Origin of the sequence: Synechococcus sp. H55.10, from assembly GCF_047502715.1 — a bacterium.
Classification (GTDB): Bacteria; Cyanobacteriota; Cyanobacteriia; order Thermostichales; family Thermostichaceae; genus Thermostichus.
On the sequence record NZ_JANSJJ010000257.1, the window covers coordinates 59,962 to 75,219 of the forward strand.

General features: G+C 61.7%; 13 protein-coding genes. 8 read left to right on the plus strand and 5 right to left on the minus strand.

Annotation, left to right across the window (positions count from 1 at the left end; all coding sequences use genetic code 11):
- The first annotated feature begins 1 nt into the window (after window position 1).
- Window positions 2–2,755 (plus strand): response regulator, encoded by a 2,754-nt coding sequence (locus NW858_RS12735; protein ID WP_414349151.1) that lies wholly within the window; start codon window positions 2–4, stop codon window positions 2,753–2,755.
- A gap of 3 nt (window positions 2,756–2,758) precedes the next feature.
- Window positions 2,759–3,241 (plus strand): hypothetical protein, encoded by a 483-nt coding sequence (locus NW858_RS12740; protein WP_414333983.1) that lies wholly within the window; start codon window positions 2,759–2,761, stop codon window positions 3,239–3,241.
- Here NW858_RS12740 and NW858_RS12745 read toward each other — a convergent pair.
- Window positions 3,217–3,750 (minus strand): hypothetical protein, encoded by a 534-nt coding sequence (locus NW858_RS12745; protein WP_414520635.1) that lies wholly within the window; start codon window positions 3,748–3,750, stop codon window positions 3,217–3,219. The genes NW858_RS12740 and NW858_RS12745 overlap by 25 nt on opposite strands.
- 171 nt (window positions 3,751–3,921) lie before the next feature.
- On the opposite strand from NW858_RS12745, the gene NW858_RS12750 reads away from it, so the two are divergent.
- A complete protein-coding gene (locus NW858_RS12750; RefSeq protein ID WP_414337353.1) occupies window positions 3,922–4,908 on the plus strand; it encodes an acetyl-CoA carboxylase carboxyltransferase subunit alpha in 987 nt (328 codons plus the stop codon).
- On the opposite strand, the gene NW858_RS12755 is transcribed toward NW858_RS12750, so the two are convergent.
- Window positions 4,805–6,658: a phospholipase D-like domain-containing protein gene (locus NW858_RS12755; protein ID WP_414341537.1), complete on the minus strand. Its 1,854-nt coding sequence runs from the start codon at window positions 6,656–6,658 to the stop codon at window positions 4,805–4,807. The genes NW858_RS12750 and NW858_RS12755 overlap by 104 nt on opposite strands.
- Window positions 6,659–6,776: 118 nt before the next feature.
- Here NW858_RS12755 and NW858_RS12760 point away from each other — a divergent pair, with 118 nt between their 5' ends.
- From NW858_RS12760 to NW858_RS12770, 3 genes are all read left to right on the plus strand, one after another.
- A complete protein-coding gene (locus tag NW858_RS12760) occupies window positions 6,777–6,944 on the plus strand; it encodes a hypothetical protein (protein ID WP_414349154.1) in 168 nt (55 codons plus the stop codon).
- 262 nt (window positions 6,945–7,206) lie between these two features.
- Complete coding sequence (locus NW858_RS12765; RefSeq protein ID WP_414520636.1) at window positions 7,207–8,721, plus strand: YcjF family protein; 1,515 nt, start codon at window positions 7,207–7,209, stop codon at window positions 8,719–8,721.
- Between the two features lie 231 nt (window positions 8,722–8,952).
- On the plus strand, window positions 8,953–9,306 hold the full coding sequence (locus NW858_RS12770) for a DUF6464 family protein (protein ID WP_414335851.1): 354 nt from the start codon (window positions 8,953–8,955) through the stop codon (window positions 9,304–9,306).
- Here NW858_RS12770 and NW858_RS12775 read toward each other — a convergent pair.
- Window positions 9,303–10,757: a BCD family MFS transporter gene (locus NW858_RS12775; RefSeq protein ID WP_414520637.1), complete on the minus strand. Its 1,455-nt coding sequence runs from the start codon at window positions 10,755–10,757 to the stop codon at window positions 9,303–9,305. The genes NW858_RS12770 and NW858_RS12775 overlap by 4 nt on opposite strands.
- A 315-nt stretch (window positions 10,758–11,072) precedes the next feature.
- On the opposite strand from NW858_RS12775, the gene NW858_RS12780 reads away from it, so the two are divergent.
- Complete coding sequence (locus NW858_RS12780) at window positions 11,073–12,539, plus strand: hypothetical protein (protein ID WP_414349157.1); 1,467 nt, start codon at window positions 11,073–11,075, stop codon at window positions 12,537–12,539.
- Between the two features lie 279 nt (window positions 12,540–12,818).
- On the opposite strand, the gene cbiD is transcribed toward NW858_RS12780, so the two are convergent.
- Complete coding sequence (gene cbiD / locus NW858_RS12785; protein ID WP_414335846.1) at window positions 12,819–13,943, minus strand: cobalt-precorrin-5B (C(1))-methyltransferase CbiD; 1,125 nt, start codon at window positions 13,941–13,943, stop codon at window positions 12,819–12,821.
- A 223-nt stretch (window positions 13,944–14,166) separates the two neighbouring features.
- Here cbiD and NW858_RS12790 point away from each other — a divergent pair, with 223 nt between their 5' ends.
- Complete coding sequence (locus tag NW858_RS12790) at window positions 14,167–14,520, plus strand: hypothetical protein (RefSeq protein WP_414335844.1); 354 nt, start codon at window positions 14,167–14,169, stop codon at window positions 14,518–14,520.
- Between the two features lie 38 nt (window positions 14,521–14,558).
- Here NW858_RS12790 and def read toward each other — a convergent pair whose 3' ends face one another.
- Window positions 14,559–15,143, minus strand: coding sequence for a peptide deformylase (gene def / locus NW858_RS12795; protein ID WP_414335842.1), 585 nt, complete (start codon window positions 15,141–15,143; stop codon window positions 14,559–14,561).
- Window positions 15,144–15,258: the final 115 nt, after the last annotated feature.

Sequence of the window (15,258 nt, forward strand, 5' to 3'; positions counted from 1 at the left end):
TATGGAGCCAAATCCCGATGGCCTCGACCCGCGCGAATGGCTGGTGAGGCTGCAGTTTTTGGAGGAGGCCCAGACTTACCTCAACACCCTGGAGACAGAGGTAGTGGGGCTGGGATCCCGGCAGTTGGATCGCCCCCGTTTGGATCGCCTGCTGCGGGCTGCCCATTCCATCAAGGGTGGGGCGGCGATGATGGGGTTTTCGGCGCTCAGCGACCTGGCCCACCGCCTGGAGGACGGCTTCAAGATCTTGCAGGTGGATCCCCAAAAAGCCAAGCCCGCAGTAGAGCGTACCCTGTTGGCGGCGTTGGATTGCATGCGCCAAATTGTCCAGCGCCACCAGCAGAGGCAGCCGTTGCAAGAAGACTGGCTGAGGGAGAAAGTGGAGCCCATCTTCCAGCGGCTGCGGGAGCAGGTGGGGGAGTTGCGGCCGGAAGATACCGCGCAGGTGTTGGCTGCAGAAGCCGGGGGCGATATCCGGGTACTGCTGTTTGAAACGGAGGTGGAAGCCTGCCTGCAGCGGCTGGAGGGAGTTTTGGCCGCGCCCGACCAGCCCTGTCTGCGGGAGGAGTTTCTCATCGCTGCCCAAGAGCTGGGGGCGCTGGGGGAAATGTTGGATCTGCCTGCCTTTGTCAGCTTGTGCAGCTCGGCAGCCCAGGCTCTGGAAGCGCTGCCGCCAACTGAGAAAGAGCAGGTGTTGCCCGTTGCTCAGGCGGTTTTACAGGCTTGGCGACACTCGCAGGCCCTAGTGCTGGTGGGCCAGACGAATCTTCTCCCCAGCTCCTGGGATGCGGCAGAGCCTCCGGTCTCCTCCGCAGCAGAAGCCCCTCCCCCCCCAGGGGCCACTGCCGAGCTGCCGGATGCAATTCCAGCCAGGGCCAAAAGCCCCGCCGAGATGCTACGGGTGCCGGCTCGCCCTCTAGAACAGTTGGGGGAGCTGTTGGGAGAGCTCACGAGTGAGCGCAACCGCCTCAACAGCCGCCTGCAGCGGCTGCGGGAGCTGGCCAACTTGTTCAAACAGCGGGTTCGCACCCTAGAAGAAACCAACAGCCGCCTGCGCAGCAGCTACGACCGCGTCGCCGCCACTGTGCCCGCCTCTCTGCTATCACAAGCAAGGGATCCCGGCCTGACCCTGGTCGATACCTTTGACCTCTTGGAGATGGATCGCTATGGGGAGCTGCACCTTTTGGCCCAAGAGATGATGGAGACCATCGTGCAAATTGACGAGGTTACCGCCGATATCGACACCACGCTGCAGGAGACCGAGGGTAGCGCCCGCCAGCTCAGCCGCCTCTCCCGGCAAATGCAAATGCGTCTCGACCAGGTGCGCATGCAGCCGCTGTCGGATTTGACGGATCGCTTTCCCAGGGCACTGCGGGAGCTGAGCTTAGCCCATGGCAAGCCTGTGGAGCTGCGGGTTCTGGGGGGATCCACCCTAATCGAGCGTTCGATTTTGGAAGCTTTGGCGGATCCCTTGTTGCACTTGGTGCGCAACGCCTTCGACCACGGCATTGAAGATCCGGACACCCGCTTGGCTCGGGGCAAGCCGGCCAAAGGGCTGATTGAAATTGCCGCCAGCCAACGGGGCAACCGCACCTTCATTACGGTACGCGACGATGGAAGAGGGATTTCTCTGGACAAGGTGCGTGCCCGGGCCTTGCAAATGGGCTTTTCTGCCGCCGACTTGGATCAGGCTTCCAAGGAGGAGCTGCTTGAGCTCATTTTCCAGCCGGGCTTCAGCACCGCCGAGCAAGTCAGCGAGCTCTCGGGGCGGGGGGTGGGTTTGGATGTGGTGCGCACCAACTTGGAACAAATTGGGGGGCAGGTTCAGGTGGAATCTAGGGCGGGGGAGGGTACGCTGTTTACCCTGACTCTGCCTCTTTCCCTGAGCGTCAGCCGCGTGCTGCTAACAGAGTGCCGGGGGTTGATGTTGGCCTTTCCGGCCAACGCAGTGGAAGAGGTGCTGCTGGCTCCTGAGCTTCCTGCCGATGCCTTCCTTTGGGAGGGAGAGCAGGTTCCTTTGATCCCCGTAGGGCGTTGGTTTCGCTTTGCCCGCTGGCAGCCTGTCCAGGAAATGGATGGGACCCCCCTCCTCGACCGACCTGTGGTGCTGTTGGTGGCGGAAGGCAACCAGCCCTACGGTCTGTTGCTGGATCGGTTCTGGCGGGAGCAAGAGGTCACCCTGCGTCCGGTGGAGGGAGGTCTGCCTCTGCCGCCGGGGTTCTCTGGCTGCACCGTTTTGGCGGATGGGCGAATGGCCCTTTTCGTGGATCCGCCTGCCCTCCTAAGCTGGCTGCTGGCCCAGCGGGATCGGCCCTGCCGGCCAGCAAGGGATCCCCTTCCCCAGTCCAGGTTTGCCGCCCAGCCCCATCTGCTGGTGGTGGAAGATTCAGTTAACGTGCGCCGCTTCTTGGCCATAACCCTGGAAAGGGCGGGGTTTCGGGTTGAACAAGCCCGCGACGGACAAGAGGCTTGGGAACGGCTTGAGAAAGGAGTTCCCATCCAAGCGGTGATCAGTGATATCGAAATGCCGCGGCTGGATGGCTTTGGCTTGTTGGCCCGGATTCGTGGCCACTCCCTGTATAGCCAGCTCCCTGTGGTCATCCTGACTTCCCGCAGCGGCGAGAAACATCGCCAATTGGCCCAACGGCTGGGAGCCAGCGCCTATTTCTCCAAGCCCTTTCAGGAACAGGAGCTGATCCAACAGTTACGGGATCTGCTGCAGCCGGCCCCGCCGATATTGTCGGTAGCGAGGTAGACCATGGCCCTCCTCTCTCCTCTGCGCTTGCGCCGTCTGGCCCGCCAGGAGCACCTGAGAAACCAGCAAACCTTGATTACCTTTCAACTGAGCTCCTACTGTTTTGGTCTACCCATTGAACGGGCGCGACGGGTTTTGGCCTGGCAAGACTTTCAATCTGTTCAGGAGGACGGCCTTGAGCTTTTGGATACCAGCCGTCTATTGCTGGGCCGCGGGATCCCGTTTCTGCCCCAGGGAGTTCTGCTGCTGCAAGCGGGCAGTTGTGAGGACGGCCCACCCAATCAGGTCGATAACTCGAAAACGATGGCCCTGCCCCTTCCCAGTCAGCCAATCCTGCGCCGCCTAGCTGCTTCTCAGGTACAACCTCTCCCCAGCCGCTACGCCGCCCAAGGCCGCCAACGAGGCATTGTGGGATGGATCCCGCCCGCCGAGGGTCGGCTCCCCCTGTTGGTGTTTGACCCTCATCTTTGGTCTGTCCGTCCCTGAGCGGGGATAGGGGGTAGCTCCAGTGCCGGGTTCTCGACGCGGGCTAGCTCCCAACGGTAGGGATCCCGCCGCTGCCAGTCCAGGCGGAAGGGCTGTTCCAGCGCGTTTACCTGATCCCGCGTCAGGTTGGCCAGAGGGCCGCCGGATCCCTCAATAATAAACCAGAGGGTGGCTTGGCCTTGATCCCCAGGGCCGAGCTGCACCTGTAGCTCTTGAGGCCGGATGCGCAGGCGCAAAAACTGGCCGAAGATCTCGCGGCTGTAGGCCAGTGCCTGCTCTTTGTCCAAGCCCCAGCCATCGCGATAAGTGGCGGCCACTAAGTTTTCTACTTGGGCCCAATCTCGCCGTTCTACAGCTTGCAGCAACCTTTGCGTGTGGACTCGGATTTGCCGCTCCGGCTGGGCGTAGTGCCAAAAGGCGCCCCCTGCGATGGCCAGGACGACAGATCCCACCACCGCCCAGCGCAGCCAGGGGGGAAGAGGTGCAGAGGAGTGGGAGGAGGAAAACACAGGTTTGAGCGGAGCCAGAAGAGGGCCTTCTCTAGCTTAGAAAATCCGGATGTGAGAAGATAGCGCTACGCGCCGCCATGCGAGTGGCTCCTGGCCTTCAGCAGCCTACCACCTCAAAAGCTGTGACCCGCATCAGCCTCACACTTTAACTCAAGGTTACTTCAACTGCTCATGACCAAAGCTACCGACCGACTGCTGCTGGAGTTTGAGCAGCCTGTTGCCGCCCTCGAACAGCGCATCCAGGAAATCCGGGCCTTGGCCGAAGAAAACGACATCGACGCCTCCGAGCAGATTCGCCAGCTGGAGGCCAAAGCCGAAGAGCTGCGCCGCGAGATTTTCAGCCAGCTCACGCCTGTCGAGCGGCTGCAGGTGGCCCGCCATCCCCGCCGCCCCACCACCTTGGACTATGTCCAGACCATCTGCGACGACTGGTTTGAGCTGCACGGGGATCGCCACGGCCAAGACGATCCGGCCATCGTCGGCGGCCTGGCCAAGCTGGGGGATCAGCCGGTGATGATCCTGGGCCACCAAAAAGGCCGCGACACCAAAGACAACATCCACCGCAACTTCGGCATGCCCAACCCCGCCGGCTACCGCAAGGCGCTGCGGCTGATGGAACACGCCCACCGCTTTGGCCTGCCGCTCTTGACCTTTATCGATACGCCGGGGGCCTATCCGGGAGTCAAGGCAGAGGCTGAGGGCCAAGGGGAGGCCATCGCCACCAACCTGCAGACCCTGTTTCGGCTGGAGATCCCCATCATCTGCACTGTCATCGGCGAAGGGGGATCCGGCGGGGCTTTGGCCATTGGCGTTGGGGATCGCATCTTGATGTTTGAGCACGCCGTTTATTCGGTGATCTCGCCGGAAGGCTGTGCGGCCATCCTTTGGAAAGATGCCAAGAAAGCGCCCCAAGCCGCCGCCGCCCTGCGCATTACTGCCCAGGATCTGCTGCAACTGGAGGTGATCGACGAGATCTTGCCAGAGCCGGTTGGCGGCGCCCACCGCGCTCCTCTGGAAGCTGCCCAGACCCTAAAGGAGGCGCTCCTACGACATCTCAAGGAACTTTCTGCCCTGAGCGGGCGGGAGTTGCGGGAGGAGCGCTACCAAAAGTTTCGTCGTATGGGAGCTTTTCTGGAGCTGGCTCAGGAGACCAGGTGACCCGATCCCGCAGTTGCTCAATCCGGGCCGGGCCGATGCCCTTGACCCGCTGCAGATCTTCCAAGGAGGAGAAGGGGCGGGCCTCGATGATGCGCTGCGCCAGGCCTGGGCCAATGCCGGGCAACTGCTCCAGCTCCGCTGCGGTGGCGGTGTTTAAGTTCACGCGAGAAGATTGCGGGGTAGCCGGCTGGGAAGGGGATCCCCTGTCAGGAACGGAGATCGCCTCGACTTCCAGCAGCTCCGGCTCTGCTTCAGATGGGGAGAGGGCAACGGGGACAGGGCTGGGGCAGAGGCGGGCTCTCTCTTCCGCCTGTTGCTGCAGGCGGCGGCTGGGGCCAAAGCGGGCCTCGGCAAGGAGCCGCTCGAACTCGCGCACAAAGTGATCCACCACCCGCCCGTTGCGGATGATCAAGAGGTTTTCGTCGTTGAGGTGGTTGGCCGCCACCGACCAATTGTGGGATCCGGTGATCACCGTGGCCTGGGGGGTGCCGGGGTCAACGATGGCGAACTTGTGGTGCAGTTTGTCTCCCGGAGCGAGGTTGGGCACGCCCACAGAGGAGGCGGGCACTGTCCAGGGCAGGCGGGCCGCGTCCACCCGGCAGTTTTCGTCGGGGAGCAGCAGCCCCCACATCTCCAGGGTGCGGCTGTAGTCACGAAAGGCAAAGCCAGGGTCAAACAGGCCGCGAATTTCTACGTTACGCTCCTGGCGCAGTTGCCTGAGCTGGTTGGCAATGCCTGAGTCGGTAAAGACAAACAGAGCCAGATCCACCTGCTGCCGCGCTTGGGCCAGGGTGGCCGCGATGAGGCCGTTGGAGGTGGCCTCATAGGGCAGGGAGCGGCTGGCAGGGGAAAAATGCACCCCCACGATGGCATCGTCAAGGTAAACCGTCTCCAGGGGGCGCCTGAGCTTTTGCACGCCAAAGCGGCTGTCGGGCGATCCCCCTGGCCCATCCCCCCACATGAGGTTGAATTCCTCGGTGTAGATGCGGGCCAGCTCGGGGCTATCGAGCAGCAGTAGGTGATTGGCGTTGCCCACACTGCCGGGGGCATCGAAATCCCCGTGAATATCGGAGAGAGTAAAATTGGCCGACCCGGTCAGCACCCGCTGCCCGTCGATAATCACAAACTTGTGGTGCATCAGGCCGCTGCCCTTGGAGCCGTTGGCGGTGTCATCCAGCCAGGGCACTTGCCCCCCATCGAGCAGGGCATAGACATCCCGGCTGGCGATCTCCTCAGGGGAGAACTGTCCGTCCCGGTTCACATCCACCAGGTGGCGGTACTCTTCGAACTTTTGACGGCTGCGCTCGTCCAGCGCCCCCACTTCGGCAGGGGTGAGCTGGTGCCAGGCCCGCACATAGGTGTTTTCGGTAATCACCCGCACCGGGATCCCGGCCTGCCGCCGCTCGGCTAGGGCTTGGGCAATGAGAGGCAGGTTCAGCTCCTGCACCGCCACATCCACCGACTGCCGGGCAGAGCGAATCTGAGAGATAATCAACTCCTCTAGGTTGTAGCCGTAGCGATAGACCTGGCGATAGGGATCTCGATAGGTGCTCTCGCGGCTTTGGTTGAAGGCCACCCGGATGCGGGGGTGCTGCGGCAGAGGGGCCAGGGTGGGCAGCTCTGGCTCTTGGGGATAAGGTCGGGGTCGGGGGCCTACCCAGTAGCCAATTGCCACCAGGAGCAGCAGCAGGGCAGCCCAGGGCAGCCAACGCCGCAGTTGCCGCCGCCAAGATGGGATCCCGTTCATCATCTCTCCAGACCTCACACCCCCTCAGGATACAAAAACTTCCAGACATCCTTGGCTGGGCCGCAAGTGGTCGTTTCGGGCATCATGGGTAGGGATAGGCAGTTGACGGGGGAGGCGCAGCGTGGAACGGCCTAAGTGGGTGGCTATTGTTACGGGAGCTTTGGCCATTGCCCTGGGGGTGGGCTACTTGCTCCTGGTGCAGCTACTGGACTACCGGGGGGGTGAGTTTCTGCCGGCGCCGCTGGAGCCGCCGGCGGTTTTGGCGGGGATCCCTGGCCACTTGGGCTGAGGACGCTCTCCAGTGCCTGCCTCTCTCGTTGATTCCCTAGCTGGGGTCAGCCGTCCCTGCGCTGGCTCACCCGAAAAAATTGTATGCTCAGCTACACTAAGCCCTATGCTAAAGAAGAGGCCGCGGATCCAGCTTGCGCCGGGGTTGCCAGCGGAGAGGGTTCAGGCGTCCTGAATTTGCGATCGCTTCTCTCACCTTTGTAGACCTCTGGATAGATCTTCAGAGCTTCTCTAGAGATCAGGCTCCGTTCCGGATCGGGCATTTGGGCAAGCTGTGGGTTGGCATGGTGCTGTCGCGCTCCACGTGGCTGTGGTTATTGACGGGGCTGGGCTTGGCGGCTCTCAGCCAATACCTGCAATGGGTTAGTGGCATCTACAGCTTTGTTGCTCCCTATTCGGTGCCGCTGGCAGATCTGCTGGTGGCCGGCATCCTGGGAGGAACGGTGGCGGCAGGGCTGGCGGTGCAGCGCTGGTGGCAACAGGCTCGCCAACAGCAGAGGGATCCAACCCCAGGCAAACGGCGGGTTAAGTTGACCCGGGATCAGGTGCAGGCGGATCTGCAGGATGTCGATCGCCTCATCCAGAAGCTGCAAAACGAGATCAGCCGTCGCGCCTTGCAGGCCAAGATGCAGGAAATCGACCGGCGGCTGGCCCAGGAGGAATTGCACCTGGTGGTGTTCGGCACTGCCTCTGCCGGCAAAACTTCTCTGATCAACGCCTTGATGGGGCAGCCTGTGGGGGAAACCGCTCCCACCCTGGGCACTACCCAGCAGGGATCCATTCACACCTATCAACTGGAGGGCTGGAGCGGCCCCATCTCCCTCACCGATACCCCTGGCCTGCTGACCATCGGCGGCGCCGGCGAGGCAGAAGCGCGCGCCCTGGCCCAGAAGGCCGATCTGCTGATCTTGGTGGTGGCCGGGGATCTGCTGGCCTCGGAATATGCCGAGCTGCTGGAGCTGGCCCGGCTGGGGAAATCCACCATCCTGGCCCTCAACAAGACGGATCAAATGCTGCCGGAAGAGGTGGAGATCATCTTGGCCCACCTGCGCCAGCGCACCGCCGGCGTCATCCCCCCTGAGCAGGTGGTGGCCATTGCTGCCGACCCAGAGCCCTTGAAAGTCCGCTACTGCTTTCCAGACGGATCCCGGAAAGAGACCTGGGAGCCACAGCCCCCCGATACTGCCGCCCTCATCCAGCAGATGGCCCGCCTGCTACAGCAAAAGGGATCCCATCTGCGCCTGGCCAACGCCCTGTTGCAGACCCAAACGCTGGGCGAGGCCGTCCAACAGGCTTTGCGGGAAGAGCGCCACCAACAGGGTCGCCGGATCGTGGAACGGATGCAGTGGGCGACGGCCGCTGCCTTGGCCGTGACCCCCCTCCCGGCCTTGGATGTGCTGGCCGGGGTAGCCATCCAGGCGCGTATGATCGGGGAGCTGCATCAGGTGTTCGATCGCCGCATCACTCTGCAGCAGGCCCAGCAAATTGCCCGCAGCCTGGCGCAAATGATTGTGCAGCTCGGGGGACTAGAGCTGGCTACCCACTCCCTAGGCTCTGTCCTCAAAGCCAGCCCCTGGATGCTCATGGGGATCCCCCTGCAGGCGGCCAGCGGGGCCTACCTGACGCGGGTAGCGGGGCTCAGCTACCTGGAGTGGCTGCAATCGGGGGATCCCTGGCAGGAGGAGCTCCTGCAAGAGCGGCTCAAGCAGCAGCTTCACAACCGTCATCCGCTGGCTTTTCTCACCCAACTGGCTCGCCAAGCCCGCTCCAACATCTAGTCATTATCAAACCGCAATGAAACAGTTTGTTACGTCTCTAGCTCCCCTCTCCCTTTGGGAGAGGGGCTGGGGGTGAGGGGGCAAAGCGTCTCAATCTTGTTTGAAACGACTGTAAAGTCTGTACTAACTGTAGTCGGTGTTGCTGGGAAAAGCGGCACAGGTTTTATCATGGGTCAGACCCAGTCCAGCATTCTCAAGTCTGCTGCCCCAAACTGACTTCCTTGGCGCCCTATGTCTTCCATCAACCCGACCTTGCCCATTCAGTGGATCGATGCAGATTCGGGAGAGGTGGTGGAGGAATGCCCCTGGGAGAGCAGCCCCCATCCGGGCACCTACGTTCAACTGGCGGAGCAGCACTATTTGGTTTTGGAAAAGCGCCACTCCTACCAATTGCGGCAAGGCAAATATCACCTCTGCGGCATCCGCGCTCTGGTGCGCCCCGTGAGTTCCCCGCCTGAGGTTGGCCAATTTCTAGGGGATCCCTCCTGTCGGTTCAACGCCCACTCGCCGCTGCTGCGCTGCGCCGTCAACCCCAGCGGGCCCTGCCAGGGCTGCCCCCACTACGAGCCGGCCCAGCGGCGTTAGCCTTCCAGCTCCAGCGCCAGCACCTCGGTCAGGGCGCGGCTGGTTTTCTCCCGGAACTCGGTTACGCTCACCCGTCCCAGCAAATACACCGCCAGCAGCATCACCGCCGCCTCCACCCCGAAGACGGTGGCGTAGGAGAGGACGGGGGAAGAGGGAAAGAGAATCCGCCCCAGATCCAGCAAGGCGCCACCAATGAGGGTAGAGAGCGCCTGCGACATGGCCTGTGCCAGGCCCCAGGCTCCAATGAAGGTGCCGGCGGTTTCTGCTGCCGTCAAGTCCAACATTAGGCTAATGGCGCCGTTGGTGGTGATCCCGGAAGCCAGGCCAAACAGGATCATGCACAGTTGCAACATCGCTGGCTCGCCCGTAAACCCTGCCAAAATGGTCAACCCAAAGGAGATCGCCACCAGCAGGCAGCCCAGCCGAGCCGTTGGCTGCTTGCCCAGCCTGGGCACGATCAGAAATCCGGTCACCACAATTCCCGCCAGAACGCCCAGGCTCCAGAAGGCGTTGAGCTGGGTGCTTTGGGATACGGTCATGCCGAACACCTCGCCGCCATAGGGCTCCAAAACCGGCTGCTGGATAAACAGGCCCATGGTCATCAGAACCAAAAAGCCAAAGAAGATCAGGGTTTGGCGGCTGGCGGTGAGCACCTTGAGGGCCGTGCCCAGGGTGATCTGGTCTTCCCGCCCGGCCAAGGTGGAACGGGATCCATAGCGGGAATAGCGTTCTTCCACCCCCCAGGTGGCGATCACCCCCAGCAGGATCACCACAGCAGGAATAACAATGAAGAGGCGGTTGATCGTGCTCTGCAAGTTCTCGGGATCCAGGCCGCGCAGCAGCACTGCCGAGCCAATTGCCCCGCCGGCAATGCCCACCATCAGCATCGACCAGACGATCCCCACCAACTGGGAGCGGTTGTGCTCATCGGAAACATCCACCAGCAGCGCCGCAAAGGGCGTGGAGCAGGCGCTCAGGCAAAGCCCATAAAGAGCAAACATCAAGGCGGCGAGAGCAATCCAACCGTAGGTAGCCAGCGACCAACCGCTACTGGCAAAGCTCTGCCCCAAACCCCACACCACCTGCACGGCCAAGAAGATGCACAGGGCAAACAGCACCGAGCCCAGGCGCACATAGCCGCTGCGGTGCGTCCCAAACAAAGGCTTGGCATCGGAAAGCTGCCCAAACCAGACGCGGGCCGGGGAAACCAACTGGTGCATGGCCAGGGATCCCCCCACCACCGTGGCCGGGATGGCCAAGAGCTCCGGGTCAATCATGACTCGATTGAGCACTCCCAGGGTCAGCAGCGACATCATCCCCAGCCCCATCTGAAATAAGCCTAGGCGAAACATGACGGGCAAAGGCAAGGGGGGCGCCGAAGGCTGAGACTCTGAAGAAATGGCCGTGGCCGCAGACACGTTGACCTCAGGATCCCGTTGGATGCTAGCCATGATTGACAAAGTTGGCAAAGGCGCTACAGCTTCTCATCGTAGCCCAGCCAACCCCGGATCCTGAAAAGAAGGAGAGGCCCCAACCCAATCCTGTCTGAGGGAACAAAGCTGAGCCTTAAATCTTTCCGCGCTGGGGTTTCTCTACTACACTGACAACTGACCTGGTGCCAAGCGAAACGAGCCTTCGGGCCGCGGCGCTCGGCAGTTGCCGCCCTTGCACAGACAACAAACCCAATCTCGATCTTGTTTGAGACCGAGAGGCAGATCCATAGACAACTTTCGCTCAAGTCGGCGAAGAATTTCCCCGGCAACCTTATGGCTGACGCAGTTCCAGTTCGTCGCTACGACCTGTTTGTGCAAGCCTCGCGGCTGCTGCAGCGCTATCGGCAGTTGACGCCGGAACTGCGTCCGGTGGGAGTGGAGGTGGCGCTGGCCATCCAGTACCATCGCGCCCAGGCCGGCTCGGGATCCCTTCTGCCGGCGGTGGGATCCCCCCATGGCCTGCCTCTGCAGCAGGTGGCCCAGCGCATTTGCGATCCCTTCTACAGCAAAGTCCACCCCCTGCTGCCCACCCTGCCGGAGACGGGGGAGCCCTTGGTGTGGCCCTTGTTCAACCAAGGGGAAAATGGCCTTGTCCAGCCCCTGGCGCCAAGCAAAGTGGGCGGCAAACTAGCAGAACGGCGCTGGCTCAAAGCTTGTAACAGCCAGGAGGGCATTGGTTGTCATGCCCTGGCAGCCCATCTGTGGCAGGACGAGCGTTTTCTGGCCGAAGACCGGGATCTGTGTCCCTTTCGCCTCTACGACGGTCGCTACCCCTTGAGCGTGGATCAAGGGCGGCAAACCTGCGGCTTCGACGATCACCCTTGTGGCTGGCAACCGGGGCATCCCAAAATGCTGCAGGTGGTGGGCAAGGGCAAGCAAGCGGAGATTTTGCTCCCCCACTGGACCGAGGACATGTGGGCCATGCTCATCCCGCCCCATCGCCCCCTGCCCATCTATCCTCTGCTGGTGCTGCTCTACTTTGGCCAGGAGACTCTGCAGAAGGGGCGGAGCAGCCTTTCGGTGGAGCAGTTTCGCCTGGATTTTCAGTTCAGCCACTCTCAACTCAAGCTGTTGTTCAACACCCACCCTGAGCACCCTCTCAATCGCCATCTGCTCGCTTTGGCAGCGCAACCAGAGGTGGAGTGGGGATCCGCCGAGCTGTTGCCCCAGATGCCGCCCCTTCTCCATCAACCTGCCGGGGGTAAGGTGGTCTTGGATCCGGATGAGCCGCCCCAGTTTCGCAGCAGTGGGATCCCTTCCTGTGCGGGGACAGACCCGCTGATGGCAGAGCGTCGCCGTCGGCGTCAGTTGGAGCGCAGCGAGCGCCACAACGAGATCTTGCACCACTTTCGCCGCTGGTTCCGCCTGGCCGGGCTGGAGGTGCGGGAAGACCAGCACACGTTTGACTTTCTGGCGGTGGCAGATGGAAACCTGCTTTTGGCCGAGGTGAAATTGCTACACCACAAAGATGCGGCAGAGGCGCTGCAGGAGGTGGTGGGGCAATTATTCTATTACGAGCGCTTTGCCCTCACCCCCTGGATCGAACAGGGCTTCTCCGTCCAGAAGGCGGCCGTTTTCGATGGCCCGCCCCCGGATCCCTACATTCGATTTCTGGAAGACCTGGGCATTGCCACCTACTGGATCAACGAACAGCAGATGATCGACGGGCCGGAGAGCTCTCTGCGGCTGCTGCGCCAGATGGAGGTGCGGGTACGGCCGGATCCTGAGTTGGGAGATTAGCCTTTTTTTCGGCTCTAGCCTGACGGTCATTAGAGTCGTTTCAAGTAGCAATTCAAATAGCAATGAAATGTTTCTCTACGTCGTTATTTGGTACGCAACGCTGTCGCAAACGTGCCGGCAGCGCGGAGTGCGATCCCTAACTCCCCTCTCCCTTTGGGAGAGGGGCCGGGGGTGAGGGTGTCCCTTTGGGAGAGGGGCCGGGGGTGGTCGCGCTAGCGGCGCGGAGCGCTTGGGCTCGCCTTAGAGAGATGGGCTGGGGGTGAGGAACAACAGCAGGGATCAAGGGCTTGGGGAGGAGATCCCAACCTGAGCGCAAACCTGGCCCTGCCGATCGAACAGGGTTACCTGCACCGGCAGGGATCGAGCAGCATACTTTTGCACATAGGCTGTCGCCCGCTGGCGGATTTGCCGAGTCAACTCCTGCAGCACCGGCTCTGCCCAGCCCAGCTCCTTCAGATACTGCACCGCTGCCTCCACCGTCCTTAGCTCTAGCACCTGCCGCGCCTGTTCGGCTGTTCCCCCGCAGCGGATGAGGGCTGCCATCAAGATTTCCAGGCGGGCATCGGCCACATGGCTGGAAGTGGTGAAGATGCCCCCTGCCAACTTGATCAGCTTGCCGTGGTAGCCGATCAAATGAACCGACTCCGCCCCCCGCAACCCTGCTTCCACCAGCAGCGGCCCGATCCAATTGGCCACCAGTAGAATCTCTTCCGCCGGGATCCCTTGCCTCAAGGCCACCTGCTGCCCATGGCTACCCACGCAAAAGGCCAGATGCCTGTGCTTTTCCAACTTCTGCTGCAATTCGCAGCGGGCCCGCTCCAGGCTCTCGGCGCCGGCAGAAGGCTCCACCTCCGCCCGTGTCCCCAAAAGAGCCAGTCCTTCCAGCACCCCAAACGCCGCATTGGAAGTCCGCTCCGCCAAGAGTTTTCCCTCCGGCAAGATGATGCGCACCCGCAGCCGATAACCCTCTGGGATCCCAGACAAAAGGTTGATCTCAAACAGGCGCCGGGCGTAGGCATAGATGGCCGGGCTGCCGTCGGCGTGCCGCCCCAGCCCCTCCCCCGCTTCCAGGAGCAAAGGGAGAGCGGTGGGATCCCGTTCCTCCAAGCTCACCCAGGCCCAGACCGGTGTGTTACGGGTGAGATCCAGGTGAGGGCCGGGATCCGAGCGGGTAATGGCCAGAGCCGTGTTCTCCGACAAAGCTGCCACCTGCTCCACCGGGATCCTGACCCAGCCGGCAGCGGATCCCGCCTCAGGCTCCACCTGCACGGCAATGACAGGATGAGCGCCGTCCTGCTCCAAAGCGATCCCGATGAGACGGTGGAGAGCAGCCTTAGCAGCAGCCACCGCAAACACGGGCAAGGTATAGCCCTGTTGGGGAAAGGGGAGAACCGCATCCTGCATTTTTTGTCTGGAAATAGAGAGAAACCTGCTCTGGAAAAAACTTTGGAGAGAGCCTATCTCAATTGTGGCCGACGCCAACCAGCAGGACTGGCTTGCTAGGGCAAACTCCTGAAGCCGACGTTTAGTTCTCCAACTGCGTAATCGTTAAATGATCTAGGGGAAGAAGGGGAGAAGCGAGAACTTATCTCTTTCAATAAAAGTAAAGAGTCAAACTGGGGCAGCTATGAGCGAAGCAGTGCAGCACTATCTTGAGCGTCTGGAGTCGCAAATACAGGAGCTGAAAGCTGCCATCGAGCGGATGCCGGAGCAGGTGGCAGCTGCTCTTCTGGCAAAGCAGGAGGCTAAAAAAAATGTCCCCGCCCCCTCCCGCTATAGCGTTCTGATCTCAGACTTGGTGGAAGATGGCAGCCACAACTTCCTGTTGGATGATGAACCCACCGTGGTAAGCAGCCGCAGCATGGGACACGAGCTTGCCCCAGAAGCCCAAGTCCAGCGACTGAGTGCCCAATTAACCGCTGCCTACAACCGCATCGCCGCCCTAGAGGAGCAGCTCTTGGCTCAGCGCCTGCAGCACTAAACCAACACAAACTAAGACGTGAAAACTTTGCCAGGGCTTCAGCGAGAGGCGACAGAGGGCTTGCCTTTGCGCTGTACATCCTGCATCTGAAAGCCGTGCTTGCGCAGCTCCTGATCCAGCAGCAGCTCGTTTTCCACGTGATCCACAAACAGCACACCATTGAGGTGATCGATTTCGTGCTGGATCACCCGCGCCAGCAAATCGTCAGCTCGAATGGTGCGGGGCCGACCGGTTTCATCTTTAAACGAAACCACGATCCCTTCTGGGCGCATCACCTCGCAAAATACCCCCGGAATGCTCAGGCAGCCCTCCTGCCCGGCAACTGCTTCGCCAATATACTCGCGGATCTCCGGGTTGATCAGCACCAGCGGCGGCACCTCCGGCTTGTCGGGATGGGGATCCACCACAATCATGCGCTTGGGAATGCCCACCTGCGGAGCCGCCAGACCGATCCCATCCGAGCTGTACATGGTCTGCAGCATGTCGCGAGCAAGCTGGCGGATCTCATCGTTGACCTGGCTGACACGCTTGGCCGGCTGCCGCAGCACCTTGTCGCCCATGCGATAGATGCGCAGGGGCGGATGCTTGAGCTTCACTTTGGGGACAGAAAGAGTGGCCACCATCCGGCAGGTCTCTCAGAATAAACAACAGCAGACGTCCAGTCCAGACTTCCATTTTACATTCGGTTCATGCCGTGCCGAGGCGATTCGTCTGCCGCTCAGCCCCCCTCTCCCAGAG